Origin of the sequence: Streptococcus salivarius (assembly GCF_009738225.1) — a bacterium.
Lineage (GTDB): Bacteria > Bacillota > Bacilli > Lactobacillales > Streptococcaceae > Streptococcus.
On the sequence record NZ_CP018187.1, the window covers coordinates 2,221,689 to 2,244,892 of the forward strand.

A 23,204-nucleotide genomic window follows, 5' to 3' on the forward strand; every position below is an offset into this window, starting at 1 on the left:
GCCCAAGTAAAGGCTTTTTCTTATTTATTTTCGATTTCAGCTTGTTCCTCAGGACTCAAATAACGAATGAGAGTCTTCTCAGTCAAAATATCTGAATAAGTGTAAGATTCAACATAACTATTATTAATAGCTCCTGCTTGGGAACTGAAGTCTTGATATTCAACAATAAACAATGATGGATAAACTTCTGTCAATCGACCAATTTTATTCTTTTCACGTTTACGCCCATTCTCTAGGGTCAATTCTACTAGCTGACCTTCATGTGACTTAATAGCTTCCTTGATGTTTTTCATCTTAGCAACATCTGCAAATGCATCACTCATATATATATCTCCTTAAATCTGAAAATTATGATTCCTCAAACTGAGCAATCGATGAAAATTTATTGTATTCTTTTTGGAATAGTAACTTGACTGTTCCACGCGCACCAGCACGGTTTTTTTCTAGGATAACTTCGATGGTATTATCTTCAATCGCATTTTCTGGTTCTTCACCCTCTTTTCGGTAGTAATCATCACGATACAAGAAGGCGACAATATCGGCATCCTGCTCGATAGATCCTGACTCACGGATATCAGATAAGACTGGACGTTTGTCCTGACGTTGTTCAACCCCACGAGATAACTGACTCAAGGCAATTACAGGAACTTTGAGCTCCTTGGCCAGGATTTTTAACTGTCTTGAAATATCTGAAACCTCTTGTTGGCGATTTTCTGGTCGCGTACCTGTAATCAACTGCAAGTAGTCAATCACAATGAGACCAAGACCACCCTCTACTTCTTGTGACAATTTACGGGACCGTGCACGAATCTCAGTAATCTTTATACCAGGGGTATCATCTATGTAAATCGGTGCCTCAGCCAGTGCTCCTTGAGCAATCATAACATTATTCCAATCTTGCTCTGTCAATTGACCTGTACGTAAAGCATGAGAATCAATCATCCCTTCAGCTGCCAACATACGATCAACCAAGCTTTCTGCACCCATCTCTAATGAAAAGACTGCAACAGCTTTATTTTGCTTGGTGCCAACATTCTGAGCAATGTTCAACACAAAGGCTGTTTTACCAACTGCGGGGCGAGCTGCTAAAATAATTAATTGATCAGGGTGTAAACCTGTTGTAATCTTGTCAAGGTCACGGAAACCTGTTGGTAATCCAGTAACATCTGATGTTTGCTGAGAACGCATCTCCAAGGTATTAAAATTGACGTCAAGAACTTCAGATATTTTGCGGAAACCACTACGATTACTATGCTCTGAAACATCAACCAAGGCTTTCTCAGCATTCGCAATAATTTCATCAGATTCCGTTGCGCCCTCATATGCTTGGTTGACAGTCTCTGTCAGCCTATTTATAATACGTCGAAGCATGGCTTTCTCAGCCACAATCTTAGCATAGTACTCAGCATTTGCGGATGTTGGGACACTATTGACCAAATCTACAAGATAAGAAATACCCCCTATATTTTGGAGGTCATCTTGGTCATCTAAAATGGTACGTACTGTCGTGGCATCAATGGCATCATTTCGATCCGACAGCGTTACCATTGCTTTAAAAATGACACGATGGGAATACTTGTAAAAGTCGTCTGCTTCGATAAATTCTCGAACTGTAATCAACTTTTCCGGGTTAATGAGAATAGCCCCTAGAACAGACTGTTCCGCTACTAAATCATGAGGTTGTACTCGTAATTCTTGAGCCTCTGCCACAATTATTCCCTCCTTTACAAGATTTACTTATAGTGTCAACGAATTACTCAGCACTATTTTTGATGTTAAGTTTAATTTGTGCGCTCACTTCTTTATGAAGCTTTACAGGAACCTCAATCAGACCAATCGCACGAATAGGATGTTCAAGTTCAATATGACGTTTATCAACTTTTATACCAAATTGTTTTTGAAGTCCTTCTGCAATCTTTTTGGCTGTAATTGAACCAAAAGTACGTCCGTCTGGTCCGACCTTCTCAGTAAATTGAAGACGATTTTCTTCTTTTTCAAGTTGCTCTTTAACTTGCTTCGCTTCAGCCAACAACTCTGCTGCATGTTTTTCTTCAGATTTTTGCTTGCCTTTCAACTCACCGATAGCTTGGTTTGTCGCTTCCTTAGCAAGATTCTTTTTAATCAAGAAGTTTTGGGCATAACCTGATGGTACTTCTTTAATTTCGCCTTTTTTACCTTTACCTTTAACGTCTTGTAAGAAAATAACTTTCATTTTAGTCCTCCTTGGGAGCCAATTCTCCCATAATAGTTTCAATCAATTTATTTTTTGCTTGAGCAACACTACAGTCTCGCAATTGGCAGGCCGCTAAGTTGAAATGGCCTCCACCACCCATTTTCTCCATAATACGTTGTACATTAATCGTTTTATGGCTTCGAGCAGATATATTCACAGTAGAATCACTGGTCCTAGCGACAACAAAAGTTGCTTCGATACCTGCCATGGCAAGCATCGTATCTGCTGCCTTAGAAATCACAACATTATTATAACATTTAGGATTATCACCTGAGGCAACAATGATATCATCTGTAATACGTTCACCTGCTAGAATTAGCTCATTGATACGTCGATACTCTTCAAAATCAGTAGCAGAGATCGTTTGGATTTCTCCACTATCACTTCCTAAACTACGCAGATAAGAGGCGACATCAAAGGTTCGACTAGTCACACGAGTTGAGAAATTTTTAGTATCCAACATGATACCTGCCATAAGGATAGAGGCTTGGATTTTACTCAAACGTTCTGGGGCACCTTGGAATTGCAACAACTCCGTAACCAATTCACAGGCTGAGCTCGCCCCACTTTCAATAAAGGTCAAAACAGCATTTTCAGGAAAATCATCATCTCGACGGTGATGGTCTACAACAATAACTTCATTAAATCGATCATAAAAATCCTTAGATAAGGTTAAATTGATTTTAGAATGGTCAACCATAATTAACAACGAATGTTGGTTGACTAACTCTTCGGCCTCTGAAAGTGTAATAAGAGGTGACTGACCATCTTCTTTTAGCCGTTCGACTGCACGCTCAATATCTGCATTCATAGCCGTATCATCGTAAACAGCATAGCTTTTTCGAACAATTTGACTGGCAAAATGAGCCATACCGACAGTTGCCCCTAGAGCATCCATATCGAGATTCTTATGTCCGACAACAAACACTTTTTCGACTGTTTTCAACTTATCAGAGATTGCAGTCATCATGGCCCTTGTTCTTGTACGAGAACGTTTTACTGTTGAAACAGAACCTCCTCCAAAATAAAGAAGTTCCTTGTGATCATCGTTTTCCTTGACAACAGCTTGATCTCCACCGCGAACTAGTGCGATATTTAAATTCTGCAAGGCAACCTGACCGATTTGATCATGCTTAAGCGTACCAAATGAAATTCCCATGCTCAAAGTCAGTGGTAAACCACGCTCCTGAGCCTGCTGACGGAAGTCATCCAAGACAGAAAACTTTTGATCCATGAATTCTGTCAAAACACTGTAGTTGGTGAAGAAGTAAAAACGATCACCTTCAATACGTCGATAATGAATATGCTTGGCCTTAGCAAACTCAGAAATAAACCCTGCCACAAATGTGTTGATTTTTGAAACATCGGCATCAGGTAAACTTCCTGTCACATCGTCGTAGTTATCAACTGAAATAATCCCGATAACAGGACGAGTCATATTTGGATCAGCATTTTCATCTTGATCATAAACATTGTCAATAAAATATGTCAACTTATTGTCAAAATCCACAAAAGCGGCATATTTATTATCACCAACGGTTATCACATTCGAAGGTGACCCCTTTCGTTTCTGGGAAATAAAATCCGCAATCAACTGCTTATTGAAATTTCCATTTTCATCCGAAAGTACTAGCTTCGCATAGGGGTTGAACCATTCAATATGATCGTTCTCATCAAAAGTAATAACCCCAACAGGCATCTTTCCGAGAAGGGTCTTCAAAGAATCTTCAACATCCTGATTCAGTTCATCTAATTGCTCTATTTCTAAGGACTCATATGTTGTCTTTTGGTAATGCAATAAGGCAACAACTACTACCATAATAATAAAAAGCGCAAAAATGAGTGCAGACTCCGATTTTAGTACGCGAACAAAAATAGTAGCAATTCCAAAAAGAATTAGCCCAATCATTACAAGATGAATCGTTGCAAAGTGAAATCTTTTCATATAAAACCTCTTAATCTAACAATTATAACATAAAAAAGCCTTAATTAAAAGGCTTTTAAACGTGTTAGCACCGTTAGTCTACTTTCCTGCGGGCCTTATTATTACCTTCAAGATAAACCATCAAAATTGAGATATCTGCTGGGTTGACCCCTGAAATACGACTCGCTTGACCAATGGTCTCAGGATTGATTTTCTTAAATTTTTGACGAGCTTCGGTAGCAATGGAATCAATAGCATCCCAATCAATATTTTTTGGAATCCTCTTTTCTTCCATACGTTTCATCTTAGCTACTTGATCCAAAGCTTTATTAATATAACCTTCATACTTGATTTCGGTCTCAAGCAACTCTACTATCTTCGCGTCCAAATCTTCTGCAGCTGGACCTACAAACTGAGTAGCTGTGGCGTAATCAATCTCTGGTCTACGCATAAACTCTTTAGCTGTCATGGCATCTGTCAATGGCTTAAAGCCTAGAGCTTGAATTTTTTCATTCGTCTCTTTAATAGGTTTTAATTTTTCTTTTGACAGACGTGTCAACTCGCTGTCAAACTGATTTTTCTTAATTTCAAAGATACGCCAACGTTCATCGTCAACCAAACCAACTTCTCGACCAATAGGTGTCAAGCGCATGTCAGCATTATCATGACGTAATATGAGACGATACTCTGCGCGTGATGTCAATAAACGATATGGCTCCAAGGTTCCTTTTGTGACAAGATCGTCAATCATTACACCAATATAGGCATCACTACGTTTGAGAATAAGTTCTGGTTTACCTTGAACTTTAAGAGCCGCATTGATACCAGCAACTAGACCTTGACCTGCTGCCTCCTCGTATCCAGAAGTTCCGTTGGTCTGTCCTGCTGTAAAGAGACCTGAAATCAACTTCGTTTCAAGTGTTGCACGTAGTTGATGAGGGAGCACGATATCATATTCAATCGCATAACCAGTTCGCATCATCTCTGCCTTTTCGAGACCTTTAATTGAGTGAATCAACTCTTTTTGAACATCTTCTGGCAGACTAGTTGACAGGCCTTGCACATAGACTTCCTCAGTCTCTCTTCCTTCAGGTTCAAGGAAAAGTTGATGGCGATTCTTATCGGCAAATCGGACAATTTTATCTTCGATTGATGGACAATAACGAGGTCCTACACCCTTGACAATACCTGAAAACATTGGGGCACGGTGTAAATTGTTATTGATAATATCGTGGCTCTCTTGATTCGTATAAGTTAGCCAACAAGGAATTTGATCCTGAAGATAATCTTCATCCTTCGACAAGAATGAAAAATGATTCGGCTTTTCGTCACCTGGTTGAATTTCAGTTTCTTCATAATTAATTGATGATGCCTTGACACGAGGAGGGGTACCTGTTTTAAATCTTCCTATTTCAAGGCCAAGATCCCTCAAGTTATCTGCCAATGTAACAGATGCAAGACTGTTATTAGGACCTGAAGAATATTTGAGCTCACCTAGGATAATTTCACCACGCAAAGCTGTTCCTGTTGTGACAACAACCGCTTTAGCTCCATATTTTTGATTTGTGGCTGTTCTTACACCAACTACCTTACCATCTTCAACAAGAATTTCATCAACCATGGACTGACGGAGAGTCAGGTTTTCCTGACGCTCAACTGTATGCTTCATTGTCATAGCATACAAGGCTTTATCGGCTTGTGCACGTAAAGCTCTGACAGCAGGTCCCTTACCGGTATTCAACATTTTCATCTGAATATAAGTTTTATCAATATTTTTACCCATCTCTCCACCAAGGGCATCAATCTCACGGACAACAATCCCCTTGGCAGATCCCCCAATAGAAGGATTACATGGCATAAAAGCCAACATCTCTAGGTTAATAGTCGCTAATAAAACCTTACATCCCATGCGGGCTGCAGCTAAGCTAGCTTCCACACCAGCGTGACCAGCACCGATTACAATGATATCGTATTCTTCTATAAAGTTATAATTCATTCTATTTCTCCTATTTCTCAAGATGGATGTGTCGTAATTTTCCGTCCCAGTCTGGTAGGGCTGATTTTAAAAAGGCCGGTTTCAGGTCAACAGTATGTAAATCATCTAAAGCAATCCAACGACAAGGTAATTGCTTTGTATCTTCCTGCATGACCAAAGGTGCCTCCTCAAGTAAGTCTACTAAGTAGTGGAACTCGATGTTGTGATAGTGAACACCAGTTTGTTCGAAACGATTTTCAACCACGAAAGCTAGCGGACCTGCTTTAGATGTAACACCAAGTTCCTCTTTGACTTCCCGAACTACAGCATCTCCTGTAGTTTCATTGACCTGAATAGCACCTCCGATTGTGTAACAGCCGTCCTCATCTTCAATGACAAACAAGCGATTATCTTTTACAATCAAAGCAGTCGCTCTCACACCAAAAACAGTAGAATCTATTTTCGTCCGAAAATCCTTTTGCCTCATTTTACTTCCTTTCGAAACCACACAAAAATAGTCAAAACTCTGAGAAGTGCAGAACAAAAAGCCTGCAACATCCATGAGCTTTGACCATCATGACTATTGTTAAAGTTATTTTATCAAATCAAATCGTTTTGTCAATGCAAATCACTGTTTGAGCAAGGTCTGCACACTGACAATAATCATCTGTATACCTATGGAGAATAGTAAAAGTCCCATCATTTTCGTTATAATTTTCATCAAATTTTCTCCCAAGAAGCCTGCAATTTGTTTTGCACTTCTTAACAGGAGATAAGTGATGACACATAGTAGAGCAAAAGCAACTACGGTTATCAGTTGATTCTGCAAACCTCCATTAGCCAGACTTAAAGCAGTTGTAATTGTACCTGGTCCCGCAAAAAGTGGCATTGCAAGAGGAGAAATAGCAATAGACATTGGATCTGAATTTACTGCTTGCTGCTCCATTCCTTTATAGCTGGGTGAATGATTACCATTAATCATATGATAACCGATAACAGCCACTAATATTCCGCCAGCAATTCTGAAAGAAATAATTGTAATTCCAAATACTTTAAAAATGAAATCTCCTGAAAAGATAAAAACAGTTACAATAACAAAGGCAATCAAAAGACTCCTAAAAGCAATTTTTCGTGAAATTTTTTGACTATCATCTGCTACTAAAGCCATGTAAGCAGGAAGATTTGAAATTGGGTTCATTATAGCGAAAAATGCCATAAATGCATAAAAAAATTGAGAACTCATCGTTTTTACTTAACTCCAGTTAGATATACTGACAAACTTTTCCGTCTTTATACGCTTGGTCAATAATACCGCCGCCCAAGCATTCCTGACCATCATAGAAAACAACGGCTTGACCTGGTGTAATAGCACGCTGAGGTTCAGCAAAAACAACCTCTGCTTTATCACCCTTAACCTTTACAGTAACTTTACTATCAGGTTGACGATAACGGAATTTTGCTGTGCATTCCATTTCAAATTCTTCTGGCATATCTCGAGTAAAGTGAATCATTGAAGCGTCAAGAGAAGTTGACATCAAGGACTCATGGTGGAAACCTTGACCCACGTAAAGAATATTTTTAGAAAGATCTTTTCCTACTACAAACCAAGGAGCATTATCGCCACCTTTTTGGCCACCAATACCCATACCACCACGTTGACCAATAGTGTAATACATGAGTCCGTTGTGTTCACCCATATCACGACCATCGACAGTCATCATACGACCTTTTTGAGCTGGCAAGTATTGACTAAGAAACTCTTTAAAGTTTTTCTCACCAATAAAACATATTCCTGTTGAATCTTTTTTCTTGGCTGTTGCAAGACCTGCACGTTCAGCAATCTCACGAACATCTGGCTTTTGTAGATGTCCTAAAGGAAACATCGTTTTCTGCAACTGCTCTTGCGAAAGTTGACTAAGGAAGTAGGTTTGATCTTTATTGTTATCTGCACCACGCAACATATGGACAATGCCGTCTTCATCGCGAACAACTTGAGCGTAATGTCCTGTAGCCACATAATCCGCTCCCAATGTCATCGCATAATCTAAGAAAGCCTTAAACTTGATTTCCTTATTACACATAACGTCTGGATTAGGGGTACGGCCTGCACGGTACTCTGCTAAGAAATACTCAAATACACGATCCCAGTACTCTTTTTCAAAGTTGACAGAGTAATAGGGGATACCAATCTGATCAGCTACTGCTGCTACATCTTTATAATCTTCGGTTGCGGTACACACACCAAATTCATCTGTGTCATCCCAGTTTTTCATGAAAACACCGATTACATCATAACCTTGCTCTTTTAAAAGTAAGGCTGTTACTGATGAATCAACGCCACCACTCATACCGACAACAACACGTGTTTTTGAATTATCAGTCATAGATAACTCCTCCCATCAAATAAAAATTAACATAGACTTGAAGGGTCTAGTTATTCAAATATCGATTTGAAGATCGATTTTGAAGCGTAAAAGCACGCAAGCTTAATTATATCATGATTAAAGAATAATGCAAAAAGGTTACCACTAGGCAACCTTTTTGATACTTGTTTTCGTGTAAAGCCACTGTAAACCTATTACTCCTAAGACTATTATTGGAATCAATAACGCTACAAATAGCCATCCTGGCTCCTTATAACTTAACACAAGTTTATTCTGTCCTTCTTGTGATGAAACGGTCGGTGTACCAATCGTTGACAAGTTATAGGCATCCTTGTCTAATTCTTTACCATTTAGTGTCAAGATGGAATCTTTATAGACAACTATCGGTAGATTCAGTTCCTCCCCTTCAGCAGCTTGCCAAGTTAATACAAGATTACCATCTTCTAGTAGCTTTTCTGCCTTCTGATTCGTAACGATATTTTCGTAATAAAGATCATAAGTGTTCTGCTTACCTATTGTCCCATAAATAGGTACGTAATCTGGTGTGGGTTTGACAACTAAATTTAAAAACTGTGACAAGTCACTGTCATTCATGGTAAGACTTATCGTCTGGTAATCTCCTTCAACGTAAGTATGTTTAACAATGGAAATAAGTTCACCATCTTGTGCCGCAGTTTTTACACGATCGGTAGTATCCATCATATTCTGAATGAGACCAACACCCGCAAAGGCAAAGAGTAAAACAGCAATACTTTTTCGCCAGTTTACAAATCGCGTGACCGTTAACCCCGTAATTGCTAAAAGTAAAATGGTGGCAGGAACAAAGAATCTAAATGGAAATTGAATCAGTTCAGCAAATGTGTTTCCATTTTCTACTAGATGCTGCCACGGAAAAAGACCTGTCGACAAGAAGAAAAAGACAAAATAAATAAAATGCAGTATTTTTTTCCATCTAGCAAATTTCTTCCAATTCAAAACAGCGTAAAGAAACTGTAAAATGAGTAACACCATTAAGGAAATTGGGGTATATAGCCAATATCTTGCTGTCCCATCTATCCCATTCTTACCTATTTCTCTATTTATAAATGGATCTAAGAGATGATTAGTCCCTCTCAAATATAGGAGTACTAACCAGACATTGACAGTCAGTAAGAGGAATAGAATGACTGCTATAAGGACTTGAACGAAGGTTTCCTTTTTCTTAGCGATAGGAGACTTTACAAAAGTGTAAAGATAAAAAGGAAGATACATCATCACTAATATCAAAGCACTGAGTACGTGAACCTGAAAAATCAATGCCATAGACAAGGCAAGTCTAATTGGTTCTACTTTTTGATAAAAGACATAGTGAATTGCTGGAATAAAACAAAAAGGTAGTAAAGCTGCTCCCCAACTAGAGAAACCCTGACGCATCGTCCAGTATTGGATAGAGAATGTTGTCGCATAGAGTAAACCTAGTGACAAGGCAATGTTTGTCTTAACTTTACACTGCTTGAGCAAGGCATACATTGAGGACTCTGCTAGTATATGTAGTAATACCCTTGACACAATCTGATAACGAAACCAAGTGCCACTTATTAAAATAAGCCCTCCTTGTAAATAGGCAAAAAAAGGACCGTAAAGAGCATTGACAATGCGGCCTGACTGTTGGAATCCATATAAAGATAAAAAGTAAGAAAGGTTACCATTTTTTAGTTGCATAGCAGCTTCATAGAACCTGTTATAGTGAAAGATGGAATCTGAACCTAAAATGACTTTTCTTGTAAGTAGTTGTGGTGTAACCAATAACACAGCAAAAGCTATAATAATAAGAGAAACCCACAACTTTTCTCTTGATTTAAAAATTTGTTTCATTGCTATACCTTTCATTCCTATTATAACAAAAAGGCCATACCCTACCTAGTAATAACAAGTAGCTCTATAAAACAGATTACCTACATCCAAATTAAAAAGCTGAGAGCATGCTCCCAACTTCTATTAATATTAGTAATTCCAAGCTGACAAACCTTGTGCGTTATAGGCATTCAAGGCTGATTGAATTTGATCCTCAACTGTTGCAGTAGAGCCCCATCCAGGCATTGTTTGAAAAAGACCTGATGCACCTGAACCATTTGCTGCAGTATGATCACCATTTGACTCACGCGCAATAATTGACTCCCAAGTTGACTGAGGAACACCAGTAGCTGCTGCCATCTGTGCCGCCGCATAAGAACCAACTTCTCCTGCAGTGTTCCCATTTGAGAGAACAACTGACCCACTACCAGTTGCAGCAACCGAAGGAGCTGTTCCAAGTATTTGAGTCGACGTAGTATCAGTATTCGTTGAAGCAGCGCTTATAGTGGCAGTATCTGACTGAGACTTTTCAGCTGATTCTACCGATTCTCCTGTTGTTTCTGACTGAGGCTTACTTTCTTCAACCTTTTCTTTGTTAGCTTTATTCTCTTTGCTTGAGCTAATTTCTGTTGATTTAACTAAATCTGCTGTCGATTCTGACGTTGTTGATGCTGTTGAAGGTGCTGGGGTAACAGAATCTGAAAATGCATTAACCAACCCTTTATTAATTAGTGTAGACAGTGATACTGCCAAAATGACAATAAAACTTGTTACAATTGCCACTAGTACCGCCAATGATTTCTTCGCTGCTAATTTGATACGGCGTCCCTTATAACTTTTTTTAAACATAAATCCCTCCTAGTTAATTCTAGTTACATTCATCATAACTTAGTAATATTACTGCCGATTATTTGTATTATGTCTAATGTTACAATGATTTATCATTTTAATAAAAAAATGCCAAGATTCTGGCATTTTCCCCTTATTTGTATGAGGTTTTACAAGTTTTCCTCATAAGTCAGTAATAATGATTTAGTACCAACCATTAGCATTCCAGAAAGCAAGAGCTGCTGTCCATGAACCATAACGGCTTGCTACATAATTATCTGCTACCTTCTCTTGATTTTCAGGAGACAAGTCTCCGTTCAAATATGATGATGCTAATTGGTAACGTCCATAATATTGCCCATTTTGAGCTGTATAGCTACCGCTTGACTCACGTTGAGCGATTTCTTCTTTGGCAGCTACCTCTGAAGAAGAAAGATTTGTATTGGTCGCTTGAGTATCTTCACTTTGTGTAGACTCTGTTGATTGTGTTGATTCAACAGCTGCTTCCGCTGTAGCTGTTGTAGCTGAAGGTTCTGTAGTCTCTTCAGTTGTTTCATTAATTGTTAAGCTTTGACCAATAGAAATCTTATTGGCATCTTGAATACCGTTTTTTGAAACGATTTCATCTACGGTCGTACCATTTTTCTTAGCAATAGCTGAAAGTGTATCACCTTTTTGAACTGTGTAAGTTTCTGCATTAGCTAAAGCTGTTGCCCCAAGTGTTGCTACTGTAACAAGTCCAAAAAGACCTAATTTTTTAGTGTTAGATGTATTCTTTTTTTGCATGATGATGCTCCTTTATCTATTTATAGTCCAATCCATATTAGTCAAAGATTTTAAGTTATTTTATTGTTTATGACTAATGGGTAAATCAACTTGCTTTCTCTATATAGGGATTTCTCAATCCAGATTAAGCTGAAGAACTATAACCATGTATCTATGATACCTTGGAAATATAACATCCCCTTGTTAGGGATATTAAAAATATTACAAGTAGGTTGGGATTAGACGAAAAAAGAACGCCTACGTGGGCGTCCATCTAAAACTTCTAGGTCTTAAGATCTAGTTTTTATTTATCTCAACGAATTAACTCTTAAGATAAAAAAGCATTAATCCTAAAGCTAAAATAGCAATAATTGATAAGGTATCTCGACCATTCCATGAAAGTCGACGATATTTTATTCGTCCTTCACCACCTTGATAGCCTCGTGCTTCCATAGCAATCGCCAAAGCATCTGCTCGTTTAAAGCTTGATGCAAACAAAGGAATTAAAATAGGTATTATTGACCGTACCTTTTGAATAATATTTCCTTCACCAAAGTCAACACCACGCGCCTTTTGAGCATTCATAATACGAGTCGTATCATCCATCAAAGTTGGTACAAAACGTAGACTCAAAGATAGCATTAAACCAATTTCATGTGCTGGCACTTTGAAAACAGTAAGAGGTTTTAAAAGTGATTCAACTGCATCAGATAAACTTAAAGGTGTTGTCGTTAGAGTAAGTAGGGTGGAAAAACTAATAATGAGGATAAATCTAAGGAATATCATCCAACCTTGATTTAAACCGACTTCCGTAATCTTTAAAAAGCCGATAGACCAAAGCACACTCCCTTTTGTATTGAAGAAAACTTGAAATAGGGTAGAAAATAAAATAATCCAAATCATTGGTTTGATTCCACCTAAAAAGAAACCAAGTTTTATTTTAGACAAGAAAACCAAGAAAAGTGTAAATAAAGTTATTACAGCATAAGTTAAGGGATTATTAGCCCAAAAGATAATAACAATATAAATCAGCATGGCTAATAATTTACTTCTAGGGTCTAATCGGTGTATAAAAGAGTCCCCAACAATATAACGTCCAATAATTAACTTATCCATGCGACACCACCTCTACGAATTCCTCGATTGTAATAGGGAGACTTTCAAATTGATAACCTTTTTCTTGTAGCTGTAGCGCAAACTCTGTGATTTTAGGAACACCTAACTGCTTTTCTTTAAGAAAAGTAACCTTTTGAAAAACATCTTTAGGAGCTCCCGACAACACTAGTTGCCCTTTTTCCATAACATTCACAGCTGTCGCATAATCGGCAACATCATCCATCAAGTGAGTAACTAAAACAATCGTCATTCCAGAAAGATGTAACTCCTTAAAGAGAGACATCAATTCCTTCCGGCCCTGTGGATCTAGACCGGCAGTCGGTTCATCCAGCACTAGAATATCTGGTTGCATAGCTAGAATCCCTGCGATGGCAACACGTCGCATTTGTCCCCCTGATAAATCAAAAGGATTCTGTCCATGAAACTCTTCCGGGAGTCCAACTAATTTTAGACTTTCAATAGCACGTTGTTCTGCTTCTTCCTTAGAAACTCCGAAATTTTGAGGTCCAAAGGCAACATCTTCTAAAACAGTTTCTGCAAATAACTGACTTTCTGGAAATTGAAAAACTAAACCTACCTTCTTACGAATTGGTTTTATGTCCTTATTCTTTGATTGACTGGTTATGATCGTATCATCAACGTGAACCTGACCACTAGTGGGTAAATTAAGGCCATTCAAGAGCTGCATAATAGTAGATTTACCACTTCCTGTATGTCCAATAAAGGCCGTATATGAACCATCTTTTATCGTCGTCGTCATATCAAAAAGGGCACGCCCCTCAAAAGGAGTACCCGCTTGATAGATATAACTTACATTTTTGAGAGAGATTCCCATAGTTGTTCTACCAATTCCTTTTCTGTCAGATAGTCTTCACAATCTATCAGACCTTTATTTCTTAGCTTTTGAGTTAATAATGCACTAAAAGGGATATCTAAACCTAAGTCAACTAACTCTGAGCCTCTACTAAATAGTTCACGAGGACTTGAAACAGACTCCACTTTACCTTTTTTCAAAACCAAAACACGGTCACTCAAAGCGACCTCATCGAGATCATGAGTAATTGATAAAACAGTCATTCCGTATTCTTTACGAATAGCTTTAATAGATTGAATCAATTCCTGGCGACCTTCTGGGTCAAGCATGCTAGTTGCCTCATCCAAAATCAAAATAGATGGTCTCATAGCTACAATACCTGCGATAGCCACACGTTGTTTTTGGCCTCCAGATAATCTAGCTGGCTCTCTATCCTTAAATTCTGACATTCCTACAAATTCCAGAGCCTCTTGAACTCTTGAAGCCATTTCTTCATAGGGAACACCTTTATTTTCAAGACCAAAAGCAACATCATCTTCAACAGTTGCCCCAACAAATTGATTATCTGGATTTTGAAAGACCATACCAATCTTATCACGGATATCCCAGACATTGTCTTCTGTTAATTCTTGACCATCAACAATAATCTGCCCAGACTCTGCCACTAATAGTCCGTCAATAAGACGTGCTGTCGTGGATTTTCCAGAACCATTATGCCCTACAATGGATAACCATTCCCCACGTTTCACGTGAAACGATACATCATCAAGAATATAGGATGGTTGATCTTGATGATATTTAAACTTTAAATTTTTTATTTCAATCATTGATTTATCGTACTATTTGAAAGTATCCTTAAATAAGAAACCTGCACCTTTGAAATAATCATAGCCTGAGTAAATTGTAAAGAACAAAGCAATATAAAGCATAATTGTTCCTACAAAATGCAGATGACACAATAATAGAATAATAGATAACATCTGAGTCACTGTCTTAATCTTACCAGGCATAGCTGCAGCGAGAACTGTACCACCATTCTCCACTAATAAAAGACGAAGACCTGTGACTGCAAGCTCACGACAGATAATAACTGAAACCACCCAGGCTGGTGCTTGATTAATACCGACTAACATAATAAATGCTGACATCACTAGCATCTTATCTGCCAATGGGTCTGCAAATTTCCCGAAATTAGTAACAACATGCCATTTTCGTGCCAAATAGCCATCTAAATAATCTGTAATACTGGCAATAGCGAAGACAACCGCCGCAGCAATATGCATGACATTACTTGACGCAAGTGATGTCATCAGTAAAAAGATAGGAATCAAAACAATTCTAGCAAGTGTCAATAAATTAGGTAAATTTTCTTTTTTAAACATTTCTTCTCGATTCTATTGGATTCTTAATGTGAGGTAGCTAGGTGTATTTTTATCTAATTGAGATAAATCAAGTGACTCCCCATTTACCTTTAGAGTTACTTTTGAAGATTGAGCAATAATAATTTGAGTTGGTTTAGTTTTACCAGAAAAATCTAAAGAGTATTTTGAATTTTTCGTTTTTGAAAGGAGGTAACTCTCTGAAGTATCTGAGTTATCTACTGAAAACCATGTGTCATCACTATCTTTTGATAACTCCACATCTAAAACTACTGAAGAATTTACATTGGAGAAATCAACCATTAGTTGATTACCTTGAGTTGTCGTTGTAACATTTGCCCCCGAAACGGTAACCTCAGAAATGCTTCGTGACGATTTAGCCTTACTAGCCGTCGACAGATGATTAACTGTAGAGATAGTATTTGGTTTTATCACTTGAGGTTGATTAGAAAGATGTCTAACAATAATATAACCTACTGAGCAGATGATAAGTAACGAAACCGCACTAAGCACTAGTAAAGGTAGATAGTTAGACTTTCTTTTTTCTTCACGTTTATGCTTTAAAAAGCGTGACATGGGAGCTTTAGCAGCTAAGGTATCTTCCTTACGTTCAACTGGTTTCTTCTCTTTTTTTAGTTTTTGCTCATTCTGTCTCTGCTCCTCAAACAGACGTTTTCCATCTAAACCAACCGAAGTGGCATACTTTTCAAGCGCCTCTTGCTGAATGTCCTCTGGCAAAGCCTTAAGTTGATCCATTTCCATAGCCAGAAGAAACTGGGCTTCGACTCCAGAAAATTTTTCTACATCATACAAACTTAACTCTTTCTTTATACGCGCTGCACGTAATTGCTCACCTAGAGAGTGTAACTTCATTTTTCCCCTTTCTAATATTCTTCTTTGTTTTCGTGTCTCTATTATAGCAAATAATCACTTATTTAGGGAAGACAACAAAATCGGTAATCTCCATATTTGAGAGATAGTGATTCAAAAAATCCTTCAACTCCTTGGAAGTAATGCTCATCAGTTCCTGACCAAAATCAAAGTATGTTTTATCATTCTCAAAATACGCTAAATATTGGCTCCCTAAATTCTGGATATTGTCTAGACTACGTAAAAATTCACCATACAAGGCTTTCTTTTGTAAATCCAATGCTTCTTCCGTCAACAATCGTTTTTTATCTGCCGATGTCATCACTTGACGAATTAAACTTGACATACGGATAGGCTCTGCAGTGTCCATAGTCATAACGACAAATGAATATCGATTAGATACCTCGTATTCAATTGACACAGACTCGTCTATTTTTCCTTCAGCATACCAATTTTGATAATAAGGAGACGTCCAGCCAAACAGTAAATTGAACAATAACTGTACCAGTATATTTTCTCTCATACGATTATCAGTAAAAGGAACACTCTTAAAACCAATGGCTAGTTTTGAGATGAATATCTCCATTTGAAGACTATCTAATTTTTGGATATCTGACTCAATAGGGTGCTTTTCTTTCTCGACTATTCTCTCAGGTGGTGTAAACTTACTTTGTTTTTCATTGACAAGAGTGTAAATGTTTCCAACATCAAAATCGCCCACTAAGACGAGATGACAGTTTGCTGGCCTGTAAAAGCAATCAAAATTATCTTTTAAGTCCTTTACAGTAATTTCTTCAATGCTATCAACACTTCCAGCAATATCTTGTCCTAATATAGTATTAGGATACAAACTTTGTAAACAACCTAGATAAACTCTGTAGTCAGGATCATCCTGATACATATTTATCTCTTGTTCAATAATTCTTTTTTCATGATTGACAGCATCTTCAGAACTTGTAAAGCTCGATGTAAACTTTAATAAAAGCTCTAAAGACTCCTCAAAGTGGTCAAGGGTAGAAAAATAATATGTTGTCTTCTCCAATGTTGTAAAAGCATTGACATCAGCTCCAAGCTTGACAAAATCCAATGTCACATCCCTTCCCTGCTCATCCTCAAATAGCTTGTGTTCAAGAAAATGAGCAATACCTGCAGGGTAAGATTGTGACTCACCATCAATATAAAAGTGATTATCTAGCGCCCCAAAATTTGTTGACAAAAAGGCGACTTTTTCTACAAATCCTTTTTTCTTAATGATTGATAAAGACATACCATTATCTAAAATTGCTGAATAAACTTCTTCATCAATTTTTTGATAATAACGTTTCTTCAAAGCAGCCATTTTAAGACACTCCTTCTAAAAAGAACAAACTCTGTAGCTTAACTTGACGTGCTACACGGCAAACATCTTTTTTAGTAACCTTCTCAATCTCATCTAACCAATTCTCCAATGAAAGACTTTTATCGCCAAAAATCACCTTATTAAAACGTTGTTCCACTAATGTTAAGGCATGATCTTCAGAGAGTAGAGCATTCATTCGTATGATTTTTTTGGTTTGATTCAGGAGAGAGCTTGAAAAACGTCCTAATTTAATGTAATTCAATTCTCTACTAATTCCTCGCATAGCCTGATCTCTATTAGATTTTTCAATTCCAGCGTAAACTTCTAGTAAACCTGTAAAGATATCAAATTGGCTACTAATTGAATAAGCCAACCCTTCCTTTTCTCGAAGTGTTGTAAACAAGGCTGAATGGGCAAATTCACCGAACATTGCATTGAATACAATTAAAGCAAAGTAATCTTTATCTCCATATTGACACGGAAATTGGTACCCTAGCTGTAAAATAGATTGACTACTCTGTCTAGGTTCTATCTTTTCTTTCACAACATTGACATAAGGTTGACTATAGCTAAACTGTAAATCAACTTGACGTCCTTCCAAAGGAAAACGATGTAAAGCTTGGAGTACTTGATAATCATCAAATTCTCCAACCATAAAGATATCAATACGATCTCTTGTCAACATACTTTGAAATTCTTGATAAGCTGTAAACGAGGTCTCTGCTTCAACAAGTTCTGCTTGACCATATTTTGGAACTTTCAAGCCCTCATTTACAAAATAAAGCTCTCTTCCTTTAACTTCACTGTAATAGTAATTATTCTCCGTGTCAACATCCAGGTATGTCATTAAATTTTGTTTTTCTATGTCAAATACTTTATTTTGGTATTGGGCTACTCTTGACAGTGGCTTGTAAAGACACTCTTTCAAAAATCCTAGCACTTCCCAAAACAATCCATCATTCGTAGGGATAAAGGTATCTTTCAGATATGTCAACTCGATGTCAACGCTATGTGTCAATCCTTTAGTTGACACTCTAGTTGACAACTGTGTTCCATAAAGAAAAGCTAGTCTCTCTTTAAAAGACTGTACTGTTGGATACGTCTGATTGGCTGTAGCTAACATTTGTGAAACTAGGGCTCGTTTAGCAATTGTTTGTTTATTCAAAGATCCTGTCATTCGAAAAACAATACGATTAGTTTTATATTTTTGTGTTGGAATGAAGTGTACATAGACACCATCAGCAATTTTCATTGATAACCTCTAAAAAGTTTATGCTTCCAATTATACCATTTTTATGCTATCTTATCTCAAGAGAAAGTTGAGGTACTATGGAATATAAATTATTTGGTGAATACATCACACTGCAGGCACTTTTAAAAGAATTAAGTATCATTCATAGTGGAGGAGCTATAAAAGGTTTCTTGGCTAATAATACCGTTTTATTCAACGGTGAGGATGAAAAACGTCGTGGAAAAAAACTTCGTTATGGAGATGTTATTACCATTCCGTCTGAGGAACTTGAAATAACGATTGTAGCTCCTACGACAAATGAAATTGAAGAACATCAAAAAGCAGTCGCTGAAAAAGCACGTGTTGCTGCCATTGTTAAAAAAATGAATCAGGATAATAAAAAGAAACAAAAAGCACATCCGTCAAAAGAAAGCAATAAAACTAAACGAAAACCCGTTCGTTTCCCAGGAACCTAACTATGTGGCTCGAAAAAATTGATATTCAACACTTTAGAAATTATACTGAAGCCTCTGTGAGCTTCTCACCTCATCTCAATATTTTTCTTGGTCGCAATGCCCAAGGAAAAACAAATATTCTTGAGGCCATCTATTTTCTAGCATTGACACGTAGTCATCGGACCCGTTCAGATAAAGAACTGATTCAATTTCAACAAAATACTCTCAAACTTAACGGCATCGTGCATCGTCATAGTGGGAAGCTACCTCTGGAAATCAGTTTATCTAATAAAGGACGCATAACAAAGGTTAACCACCTCAAACAAGCTAAATTATCCGATTATATCGGTCACATGACTGTGGTGCTATTTGCTCCTGAGGATTTACAACTTGTAAAAGGATCTCCAAGCCTGAGACGTAAATTTATAGATATTGATTTAGGACAGATTAAGCCTGTTTATCTCTCAGACTTATCAAGTTATAATCATGTACTCAAACAACGTAATGCTTATCTCAAATCTACTGACAATGTAGACATTAATTTCCTCTCAGTGTTAGATGAACAGCTTTCCGATTTTGGAACACGAGTTATCGAACATAGACTAGAATTTATCAAGCAATTAGAGGAGGAGGCAGATAGACATCATAGTAACCTCTCAAATCAGATAGAGCGCCTTAAAATCTCCTACGAATCTAATATCCCACTGGAAAATAACAAAGTTATTCGCGAATCATTTTTAACCACGTTAAAGCAAAATCACAAAAGAGATATCTTCAAAAAGAACACTGGTGTTGGTCCGCATAGGGATGATTTAACATTTTACATTAATGACATGAACGCATCTTTCGGTAGTCAGGGGCAGCAACGTAGTCTCATACTTTCTTTAAAAATGGCTGAGATTGCTCTGATAAAAAAAGTAACAGGTGAATTTCCTATTCTTCTCCTCGATGATGTCATGAGTGAGCTTGACAATCACCGTCAACTTAAACTGTTAGAAAGTATTGACGAAGAGGTTCAAACCTTCATGACGACAACTTCACTTGATCATCTGAGTAACCTACCACCTGATTTAAAGACCTTCTTAGTTAAGAATGGTGATATTTATGAAAAACAAGTCGATTAAATGACTTGTTTTTCTATTTTTCGTGATTGACACATGTGACAAGCGTTACCCAATAAGCTGTAAATCATTTTCGCCTAAACCCTTTTATCAACAACCATAATCACGTAAATACGTTGTAAACTTATTGTAAATATCTCTGTAAACAAAAAGTACTTATCTGAGATAAGTACTTTTATGTTTATTAATGAGCTGAGTAGTTAGGCGCCTCGTTGGTAATTTGAACATCGTGAGGGTGACTTTCAATAAGTCCTGCACCTGACATTTCAACAAACTGAGCTTTGTCATGTAAAGCCTGAATATCTTCTGCACCTGTATAACCCATACCTGCACGGATACCGCCAATCAATTGGAATACAATATCAGCAGCAGAACCTTTATAAGCTACACGGCCTTCAATTCCTTCTGGAACAAGTTTATTCGCTTCATTAACTGCACCTTGGAAGTAACGATCGCTTGATCCCTTCTTCATCGCTGCAATTGATCCCATACCACGGTATGATTTATATTTACGACCTTGGAAAATCTCAGTTTCACCTGGTGCTTCATCAGTACCAGCAAACATAGAACCAAGCATTACAGCATTACCACCTGCTGCAAGAGCTTTTACAATATCACCTGAGTATTTGATACCACCATCAGCAATAATTGTTTTTCCGTATTCACGCGCAACACTTGCAGCATCGTAAATAGCAGTGACTTGAGGAACACCTACACCCGCAACCACACGTGTTGTACAAATAGAACCTGGTCCGATACCTACTTTAACGACATCGACACCTGCTTCATAAAGTGCACGCGCACCTTCAGCTGTTGCAATATTTCCTGCAATCAAAGTACGGTCTGGGAAGTGGGCACGAATTTCAGCAATTTTACGAAGAACACCTGCTGAATGACCATGTGCAGTATCAATGACAATAGCATCTGCGCCTGCTTCAAAAAGAGCTTCTGCACGTTCAAAGGTATCAGAAGTAACACCTACAGCACCTGCTACCAAAAGACGACCGAACTCATCCTTAGCTGCATTAGGAAACTCAATAACTTTTTCGATATCCTTAATAGTAATAAGTCCTGATAAACGACCTTCTTCATCAACTAGAGGTAGCTTTTCAATACGATGCTCATGAAGAATACTTTCAGCTGTTTCAAGATCTGTTTCAACTGGAGCAGTGACCAATTTCTCAGAAGTCATGTGTTCTGAAATTGGAGTATCGTAATTAGAGATAAAACGCATATCACGGTTTGTGATAATACCAACCAATTTACGATTTTCAAGTGTCTCAACAATTGGAACCCCTGAGATACGGTAACGCTGCATCAACTCTTCAGCTTCAGCAACTTTATTTTCAGGCGTTAGGAAGAATGGATCAATGATGACACCATTTTCAGAGCGCTTTACTTTTCGAACTTCTTCAGCTTGTTCCGCAATAGACATGTTTTTGTGAATGACACCCAAACCACCTGCACGAGCAATTGAGATAGCCATCTTACTATCTGTGACCGTATCCATGGCTGCAGTGATAATTGGGATATTTAATGTCAAATTTTTAGCCAATTTCGTCTTCAAGTTGACGTTGTTTGGTAGAACATGACTTTCCGCAGGAATAAGCAATACGTCATCAAAAGTGTAACCTTTTTTCAAGAATTTAGTGTCCCAATTTGACATTATAATCGTCCTCTTTTCTCAAAGTTTTGAGGTACAAAAACCCCAGCCTATTTTTTAATTGTTAATATCATATCATGCTAAAATGATTTGTCAACAGATTTCGCATAAGATTCTAAGAAAACCTTTTTCCAAATAAAAATAGAGCTCCAGATTATCTTGAGTCCCTACTTTTTATTTCTTAGAAATACTTAATTCCCATCGCTTCTTTTACTTCCGCCAATGTTTGTCCAGCAACTTCACGCGCTGCTTGACTACCTTTTTCAAGCATACGGAAAACTTCTCCCATATCCTTGGCATATTCTAAACGACGTTCACGAATTGGAGCTAACTCACGTTCTAAGATTTCTAGAAGATAACGTTTTGTCTTCACATCTCCTAAACCACCTCGTTGATAATGTTCTTTCATTTCAGCAATTGTAGTAGCATCCTCTTCGCGACCAAAGATATCAAGATAATGGAAAACCATATTACCTTCAATTTGGCCTGGATCTTCCACACGAATATGATTTGGATCCGTATACATGCTCATGACTTTTTTACGAACAGTGTCCTCATCATCTGAAAGGAAGATACCATTACCTAAGGATTTTGACATCTTAGCATTTCCGTCTAGACCTGGAAGGCGTCCTGCAGCTTCATTTTTAGGGTAGATTCCCTCTGGCTCAACCAAAATATCACAATGATAAGTATGATTGAAGCTACGTGCAATTTCACGTGTCTGCTCAATCATTGGCTTTTGGTCATTACCTACAGGAACATAATTTGCTTTAAAGGCCGTGATATCAGCTGCCTGAGAAATTGGATAAACTAAAAAGCCTGTTGGAATAGATTCTCCGAAGCCTTTTTGAGCAATTTCCGTCTTAACCGTTGGGTTACGCTCTAAACGTGCCAATGAAACTAGGTTCATGTAATACATAGTCAACTCAGCCAACTCAGGAATCTGACTTTGAATGAAAATAGTCGACTTCGTTGGATCCAAACCTACAGAGAGATAATCTAAAGCAACATTCCCAATTGATTCTTTGATAATCTCTGACTCTTTGGCGTGATCCGTAAGGGCTTGCTGATCAGCCAAAAAGACAAACATGTTATATTTATCTTCGTTTTGTAAAAGGACACGATTTTTTAAACTACCAACATAGTGTCCTAGATGAAGTTTCCCTGTTGGACGGTCTCCCGTCAAAATAATAGGTTTCGTCATATAATTACCTCTCTAATACAAAAAAATCCCCACGCAAAAACATGCGTGAGGGCGTTAATCACTTTTGATA

The 23,204-nt window shown here is 37.7% G+C and carries 22 protein-coding genes and 1 other annotated feature (1 of these 23 only partly in view); of the genes, 2 read left to right on the forward strand and 20 right to left on the reverse strand.

The window, feature by feature from the left end; all coding sequences use genetic code 11:
* Nucleotides 1-20 precede the first annotated feature (20 nt).
* The 18 genes from BSR19_RS10350 to yfmF all read right to left on the reverse strand — a co-directional run bounded on the left by BSR19_RS10350 (nt 21) and on the right by yfmF (nt 18,712).
* Complete coding sequence (locus BSR19_RS10350) at nt 21-323, reverse strand: Veg family protein (protein ID WP_002885699.1); 303 nt, start codon at nt 321-323, stop codon at nt 21-23.
* Between the two features lie 25 nt (nt 324-348).
* Nucleotides 349-1,710, reverse strand: coding sequence for a replicative DNA helicase (dnaB, locus tag BSR19_RS10355; RefSeq protein WP_002892156.1), 1,362 nt, complete (start codon nt 1,708-1,710; stop codon nt 349-351).
* Between the two features lie 43 nt (nt 1,711-1,753).
* The gene (gene rplI, locus BSR19_RS10360) at nt 1,754-2,212 is read right to left on the reverse strand and encodes a 50S ribosomal protein L9 (protein ID WP_002885729.1); all 459 of its coding nucleotides are present in this window, start codon (nt 2,210-2,212) and stop codon (nt 1,754-1,756) included.
* A gap of 1 nt (nt 2,213) precedes the next feature.
* Nucleotides 2,214-4,178 carry a DHH family phosphoesterase gene (locus BSR19_RS10365; RefSeq protein ID WP_013991330.1) on the reverse strand — a complete coding sequence of 655 codons (1,965 nt, stop codon included), beginning with the start codon at nt 4,176-4,178 and terminating at the stop codon, nt 2,214-2,216.
* 73 nt (nt 4,179-4,251) lie between these two features.
* Complete coding sequence (gene mnmG, locus BSR19_RS10370) at nt 4,252-6,153, reverse strand: tRNA uridine-5-carboxymethylaminomethyl(34) synthesis enzyme MnmG (RefSeq protein WP_049528204.1); 1,902 nt, start codon at nt 6,151-6,153, stop codon at nt 4,252-4,254.
* A gap of 10 nt (nt 6,154-6,163) precedes the next feature.
* Nucleotides 6,164-6,619 carry an NUDIX hydrolase gene (locus BSR19_RS10375; protein WP_049528201.1) on the reverse strand — a complete coding sequence of 152 codons (456 nt, stop codon included), beginning with the start codon at nt 6,617-6,619 and terminating at the stop codon, nt 6,164-6,166.
* A gap of 141 nt (nt 6,620-6,760) precedes the next feature.
* Nucleotides 6,761-7,375 (reverse strand): MarC family protein, encoded by a 615-nt coding sequence (locus BSR19_RS10380; RefSeq protein ID WP_045001316.1) that lies wholly within the window; start codon nt 7,373-7,375, stop codon nt 6,761-6,763.
* A gap of 19 nt (nt 7,376-7,394) precedes the next feature.
* Complete coding sequence (gene mnmA / locus BSR19_RS10385; RefSeq protein WP_014632486.1) at nt 7,395-8,516, reverse strand: tRNA 2-thiouridine(34) synthase MnmA; 1,122 nt, start codon at nt 8,514-8,516, stop codon at nt 7,395-7,397.
* A gap of 144 nt (nt 8,517-8,660) precedes the next feature.
* A complete protein-coding gene (locus BSR19_RS10390) occupies nt 8,661-10,370 on the reverse strand; it encodes a hypothetical protein (protein WP_014632485.1) in 1,710 nt (569 codons plus the stop codon).
* A 129-nt stretch (nt 10,371-10,499) separates the two neighbouring features.
* Entirely contained in the window at nt 10,500-11,198 is a 699-nt protein-coding gene (locus BSR19_RS10395) for a transglycosylase SLT domain-containing protein (protein WP_014632484.1), read from the reverse strand.
* Nucleotides 11,199-11,381: 183 nt separating this feature from the next.
* A complete protein-coding gene (gene apf, locus BSR19_RS10400; protein WP_014632483.1) occupies nt 11,382-11,963 on the reverse strand; it encodes an aggregation-promoting factor in 582 nt (193 codons plus the stop codon).
* A gap of 300 nt (nt 11,964-12,263) precedes the next feature.
* The gene (locus BSR19_RS10405; protein ID WP_045001313.1) at nt 12,264-13,058 is read right to left on the reverse strand and encodes an energy-coupling factor transporter transmembrane component T family protein; all 795 of its coding nucleotides are present in this window, start codon (nt 13,056-13,058) and stop codon (nt 12,264-12,266) included.
* Nucleotides 13,051-13,893 carry an energy-coupling factor transporter ATPase gene (locus BSR19_RS10410; RefSeq protein ID WP_045772057.1) on the reverse strand — a complete coding sequence of 281 codons (843 nt, stop codon included), beginning with the start codon at nt 13,891-13,893 and terminating at the stop codon, nt 13,051-13,053. Before BSR19_RS10410 ends, BSR19_RS10405 begins: the two co-directional genes overlap by 8 nt.
* Nucleotides 13,869-14,699 carry an energy-coupling factor ABC transporter ATP-binding protein gene (locus BSR19_RS10415; protein WP_002885731.1) on the reverse strand — a complete coding sequence of 277 codons (831 nt, stop codon included), beginning with the start codon at nt 14,697-14,699 and terminating at the stop codon, nt 13,869-13,871. Before BSR19_RS10415 ends, BSR19_RS10410 begins: the two co-directional genes overlap by 25 nt.
* Nucleotides 14,700-14,711: 12 nt before the next feature.
* Entirely contained in the window at nt 14,712-15,254 is a 543-nt protein-coding gene (gene pgsA, locus BSR19_RS10420) for a CDP-diacylglycerol--glycerol-3-phosphate 3-phosphatidyltransferase (RefSeq protein ID WP_002885640.1), read from the reverse strand.
* Between the two features lie 12 nt (nt 15,255-15,266).
* Entirely contained in the window at nt 15,267-16,124 is an 858-nt protein-coding gene (locus BSR19_RS10425) for a helix-turn-helix domain-containing protein (protein ID WP_013991336.1), read from the reverse strand.
* Nucleotides 16,125-16,182: 58 nt separating this feature from the next.
* Nucleotides 16,183-17,460 carry an EF-P 5-aminopentanol modification-associated protein YfmH gene (gene yfmH / locus BSR19_RS10430; protein ID WP_014632479.1) on the reverse strand — a complete coding sequence of 426 codons (1,278 nt, stop codon included), beginning with the start codon at nt 17,458-17,460 and terminating at the stop codon, nt 16,183-16,185.
* A 1-nt stretch (nt 17,461) separates the two neighbouring features.
* Entirely contained in the window at nt 17,462-18,712 is a 1,251-nt protein-coding gene (gene yfmF / locus BSR19_RS10435) for an EF-P 5-aminopentanol modification-associated protein YfmF (protein ID WP_013991338.1), read from the reverse strand.
* 77 nt (nt 18,713-18,789) lie between these two features.
* Here yfmF and yaaA point away from each other — a divergent pair, with 77 nt between their 5' ends.
* The gene (yaaA, locus tag BSR19_RS10440; RefSeq protein WP_049528182.1) at nt 18,790-19,167 is read left to right on the forward strand and encodes a S4 domain-containing protein YaaA; all 378 of its coding nucleotides are present in this window, start codon (nt 18,790-18,792) and stop codon (nt 19,165-19,167) included.
* Nucleotides 19,168-19,169: 2 nt separating this feature from the next.
* Nucleotides 19,170-20,270 carry a DNA replication/repair protein RecF gene (gene recF / locus BSR19_RS10445; RefSeq protein ID WP_013991340.1) on the forward strand — a complete coding sequence of 367 codons (1,101 nt, stop codon included), beginning with the start codon at nt 19,170-19,172 and terminating at the stop codon, nt 20,268-20,270.
* Between the two features lie 181 nt (nt 20,271-20,451).
* On the opposite strand, the gene guaB is transcribed toward recF, so the two are convergent.
* Together guaB and trpS are read right to left on the reverse strand one after the other, a co-directional pair.
* Nucleotides 20,452-21,933 (reverse strand): IMP dehydrogenase, encoded by a 1,482-nt coding sequence (guaB, locus tag BSR19_RS10450; RefSeq protein ID WP_021144763.1) that lies wholly within the window; start codon nt 21,931-21,933, stop codon nt 20,452-20,454.
* A 178-nt stretch (nt 21,934-22,111) separates the two neighbouring features.
* On the reverse strand, nt 22,112-23,134 hold the full coding sequence (gene trpS, locus BSR19_RS10455) for a tryptophan--tRNA ligase (protein WP_037599375.1): 1,023 nt from the start codon (nt 23,132-23,134) through the stop codon (nt 22,112-22,114).
* A 44-nt stretch (nt 23,135-23,178) separates the two neighbouring features.
* Nucleotides 23,179-23,204, reverse strand: a binding site (T-box leader) (it continues 214 nt past the right edge of the window).

Bases quoted from the DNA above. Each gene is read 5' to 3' on its own strand.
- BSR19_RS10350 (WP_002885699.1), bottom strand. From the start codon at position 323: ATGAGTGATGCATTTGCAGATGTTGCTAAGATGAAAAACATCAAGGAA.
- rplI (WP_002885729.1), bottom strand. From the start codon at position 2,212: ATGAAAGTTATTTTCTTACAAGACGTTAAAGGTAAAGGTAAAAAAGGC.
- BSR19_RS10365 (WP_013991330.1), bottom strand. From the start codon at position 4,178: ATGAAAAGATTTCACTTTGCAACGATTCATCTTGTAATGATTGGGCTA.
- mnmG (WP_049528204.1), bottom strand. From the start codon at position 6,153: ATGAATTATAACTTTATAGAAGAATACGATATCATTGTAATCGGTGCT.
- BSR19_RS10375 (WP_049528201.1), bottom strand. From the start codon at position 6,619: ATGAGGCAAAAGGATTTTCGGACGAAAATAGATTCTACTGTTTTTGGT.
- BSR19_RS10380 (WP_045001316.1), bottom strand. From the start codon at position 7,375: ATGAGTTCTCAATTTTTTTATGCATTTATGGCATTTTTCGCTATAATG.
- mnmA (WP_014632486.1), bottom strand. From the start codon at position 8,516: ATGACTGATAATTCAAAAACACGTGTTGTTGTCGGTATGAGTGGTGGC.
- BSR19_RS10390 (WP_014632485.1), bottom strand. From the start codon at position 10,370: ATGAAACAAATTTTTAAATCAAGAGAAAAGTTGTGGGTTTCTCTTATT.
- BSR19_RS10395 (WP_014632484.1), bottom strand. From the start codon at position 11,198: ATGTTTAAAAAAAGTTATAAGGGACGCCGTATCAAATTAGCAGCGAAG.
- apf (WP_014632483.1), bottom strand. From the start codon at position 11,963: ATGCAAAAAAAGAATACATCTAACACTAAAAAATTAGGTCTTTTTGGA.
- BSR19_RS10405 (WP_045001313.1), bottom strand. From the start codon at position 13,058: ATGGATAAGTTAATTATTGGACGTTATATTGTTGGGGACTCTTTTATA.
- BSR19_RS10410 (WP_045772057.1), bottom strand. From the start codon at position 13,893: ATGGGAATCTCTCTCAAAAATGTAAGTTATATCTATCAAGCGGGTACT.
- BSR19_RS10415 (WP_002885731.1), bottom strand. From the start codon at position 14,699: ATGATTGAAATAAAAAATTTAAAGTTTAAATATCATCAAGATCAACCA.
- pgsA (WP_002885640.1), bottom strand. From the start codon at position 15,254: ATGTTTAAAAAAGAAAATTTACCTAATTTATTGACACTTGCTAGAATT.
- BSR19_RS10425 (WP_013991336.1), bottom strand. From the start codon at position 16,124: ATGAAGTTACACTCTCTAGGTGAGCAATTACGTGCAGCGCGTATAAAG.
- yfmH (WP_014632479.1), bottom strand. From the start codon at position 17,460: ATGGCTGCTTTGAAGAAACGTTATTATCAAAAAATTGATGAAGAAGTT.
- yfmF (WP_013991338.1), bottom strand. From the start codon at position 18,712: ATGAAAATTGCTGATGGTGTCTATGTACACTTCATTCCAACACAAAAA.
- yaaA (WP_049528182.1), top strand. From the start codon at position 18,790: ATGGAATATAAATTATTTGGTGAATACATCACACTGCAGGCACTTTTA.
- recF (WP_013991340.1), top strand. From the start codon at position 19,170: ATGTGGCTCGAAAAAATTGATATTCAACACTTTAGAAATTATACTGAA.
- guaB (WP_021144763.1), bottom strand. From the start codon at position 21,933: ATGTCAAATTGGGACACTAAATTCTTGAAAAAAGGTTACACTTTTGAT.
- trpS (WP_037599375.1), bottom strand. From the start codon at position 23,134: ATGACGAAACCTATTATTTTGACGGGAGACCGTCCAACAGGGAAACTT.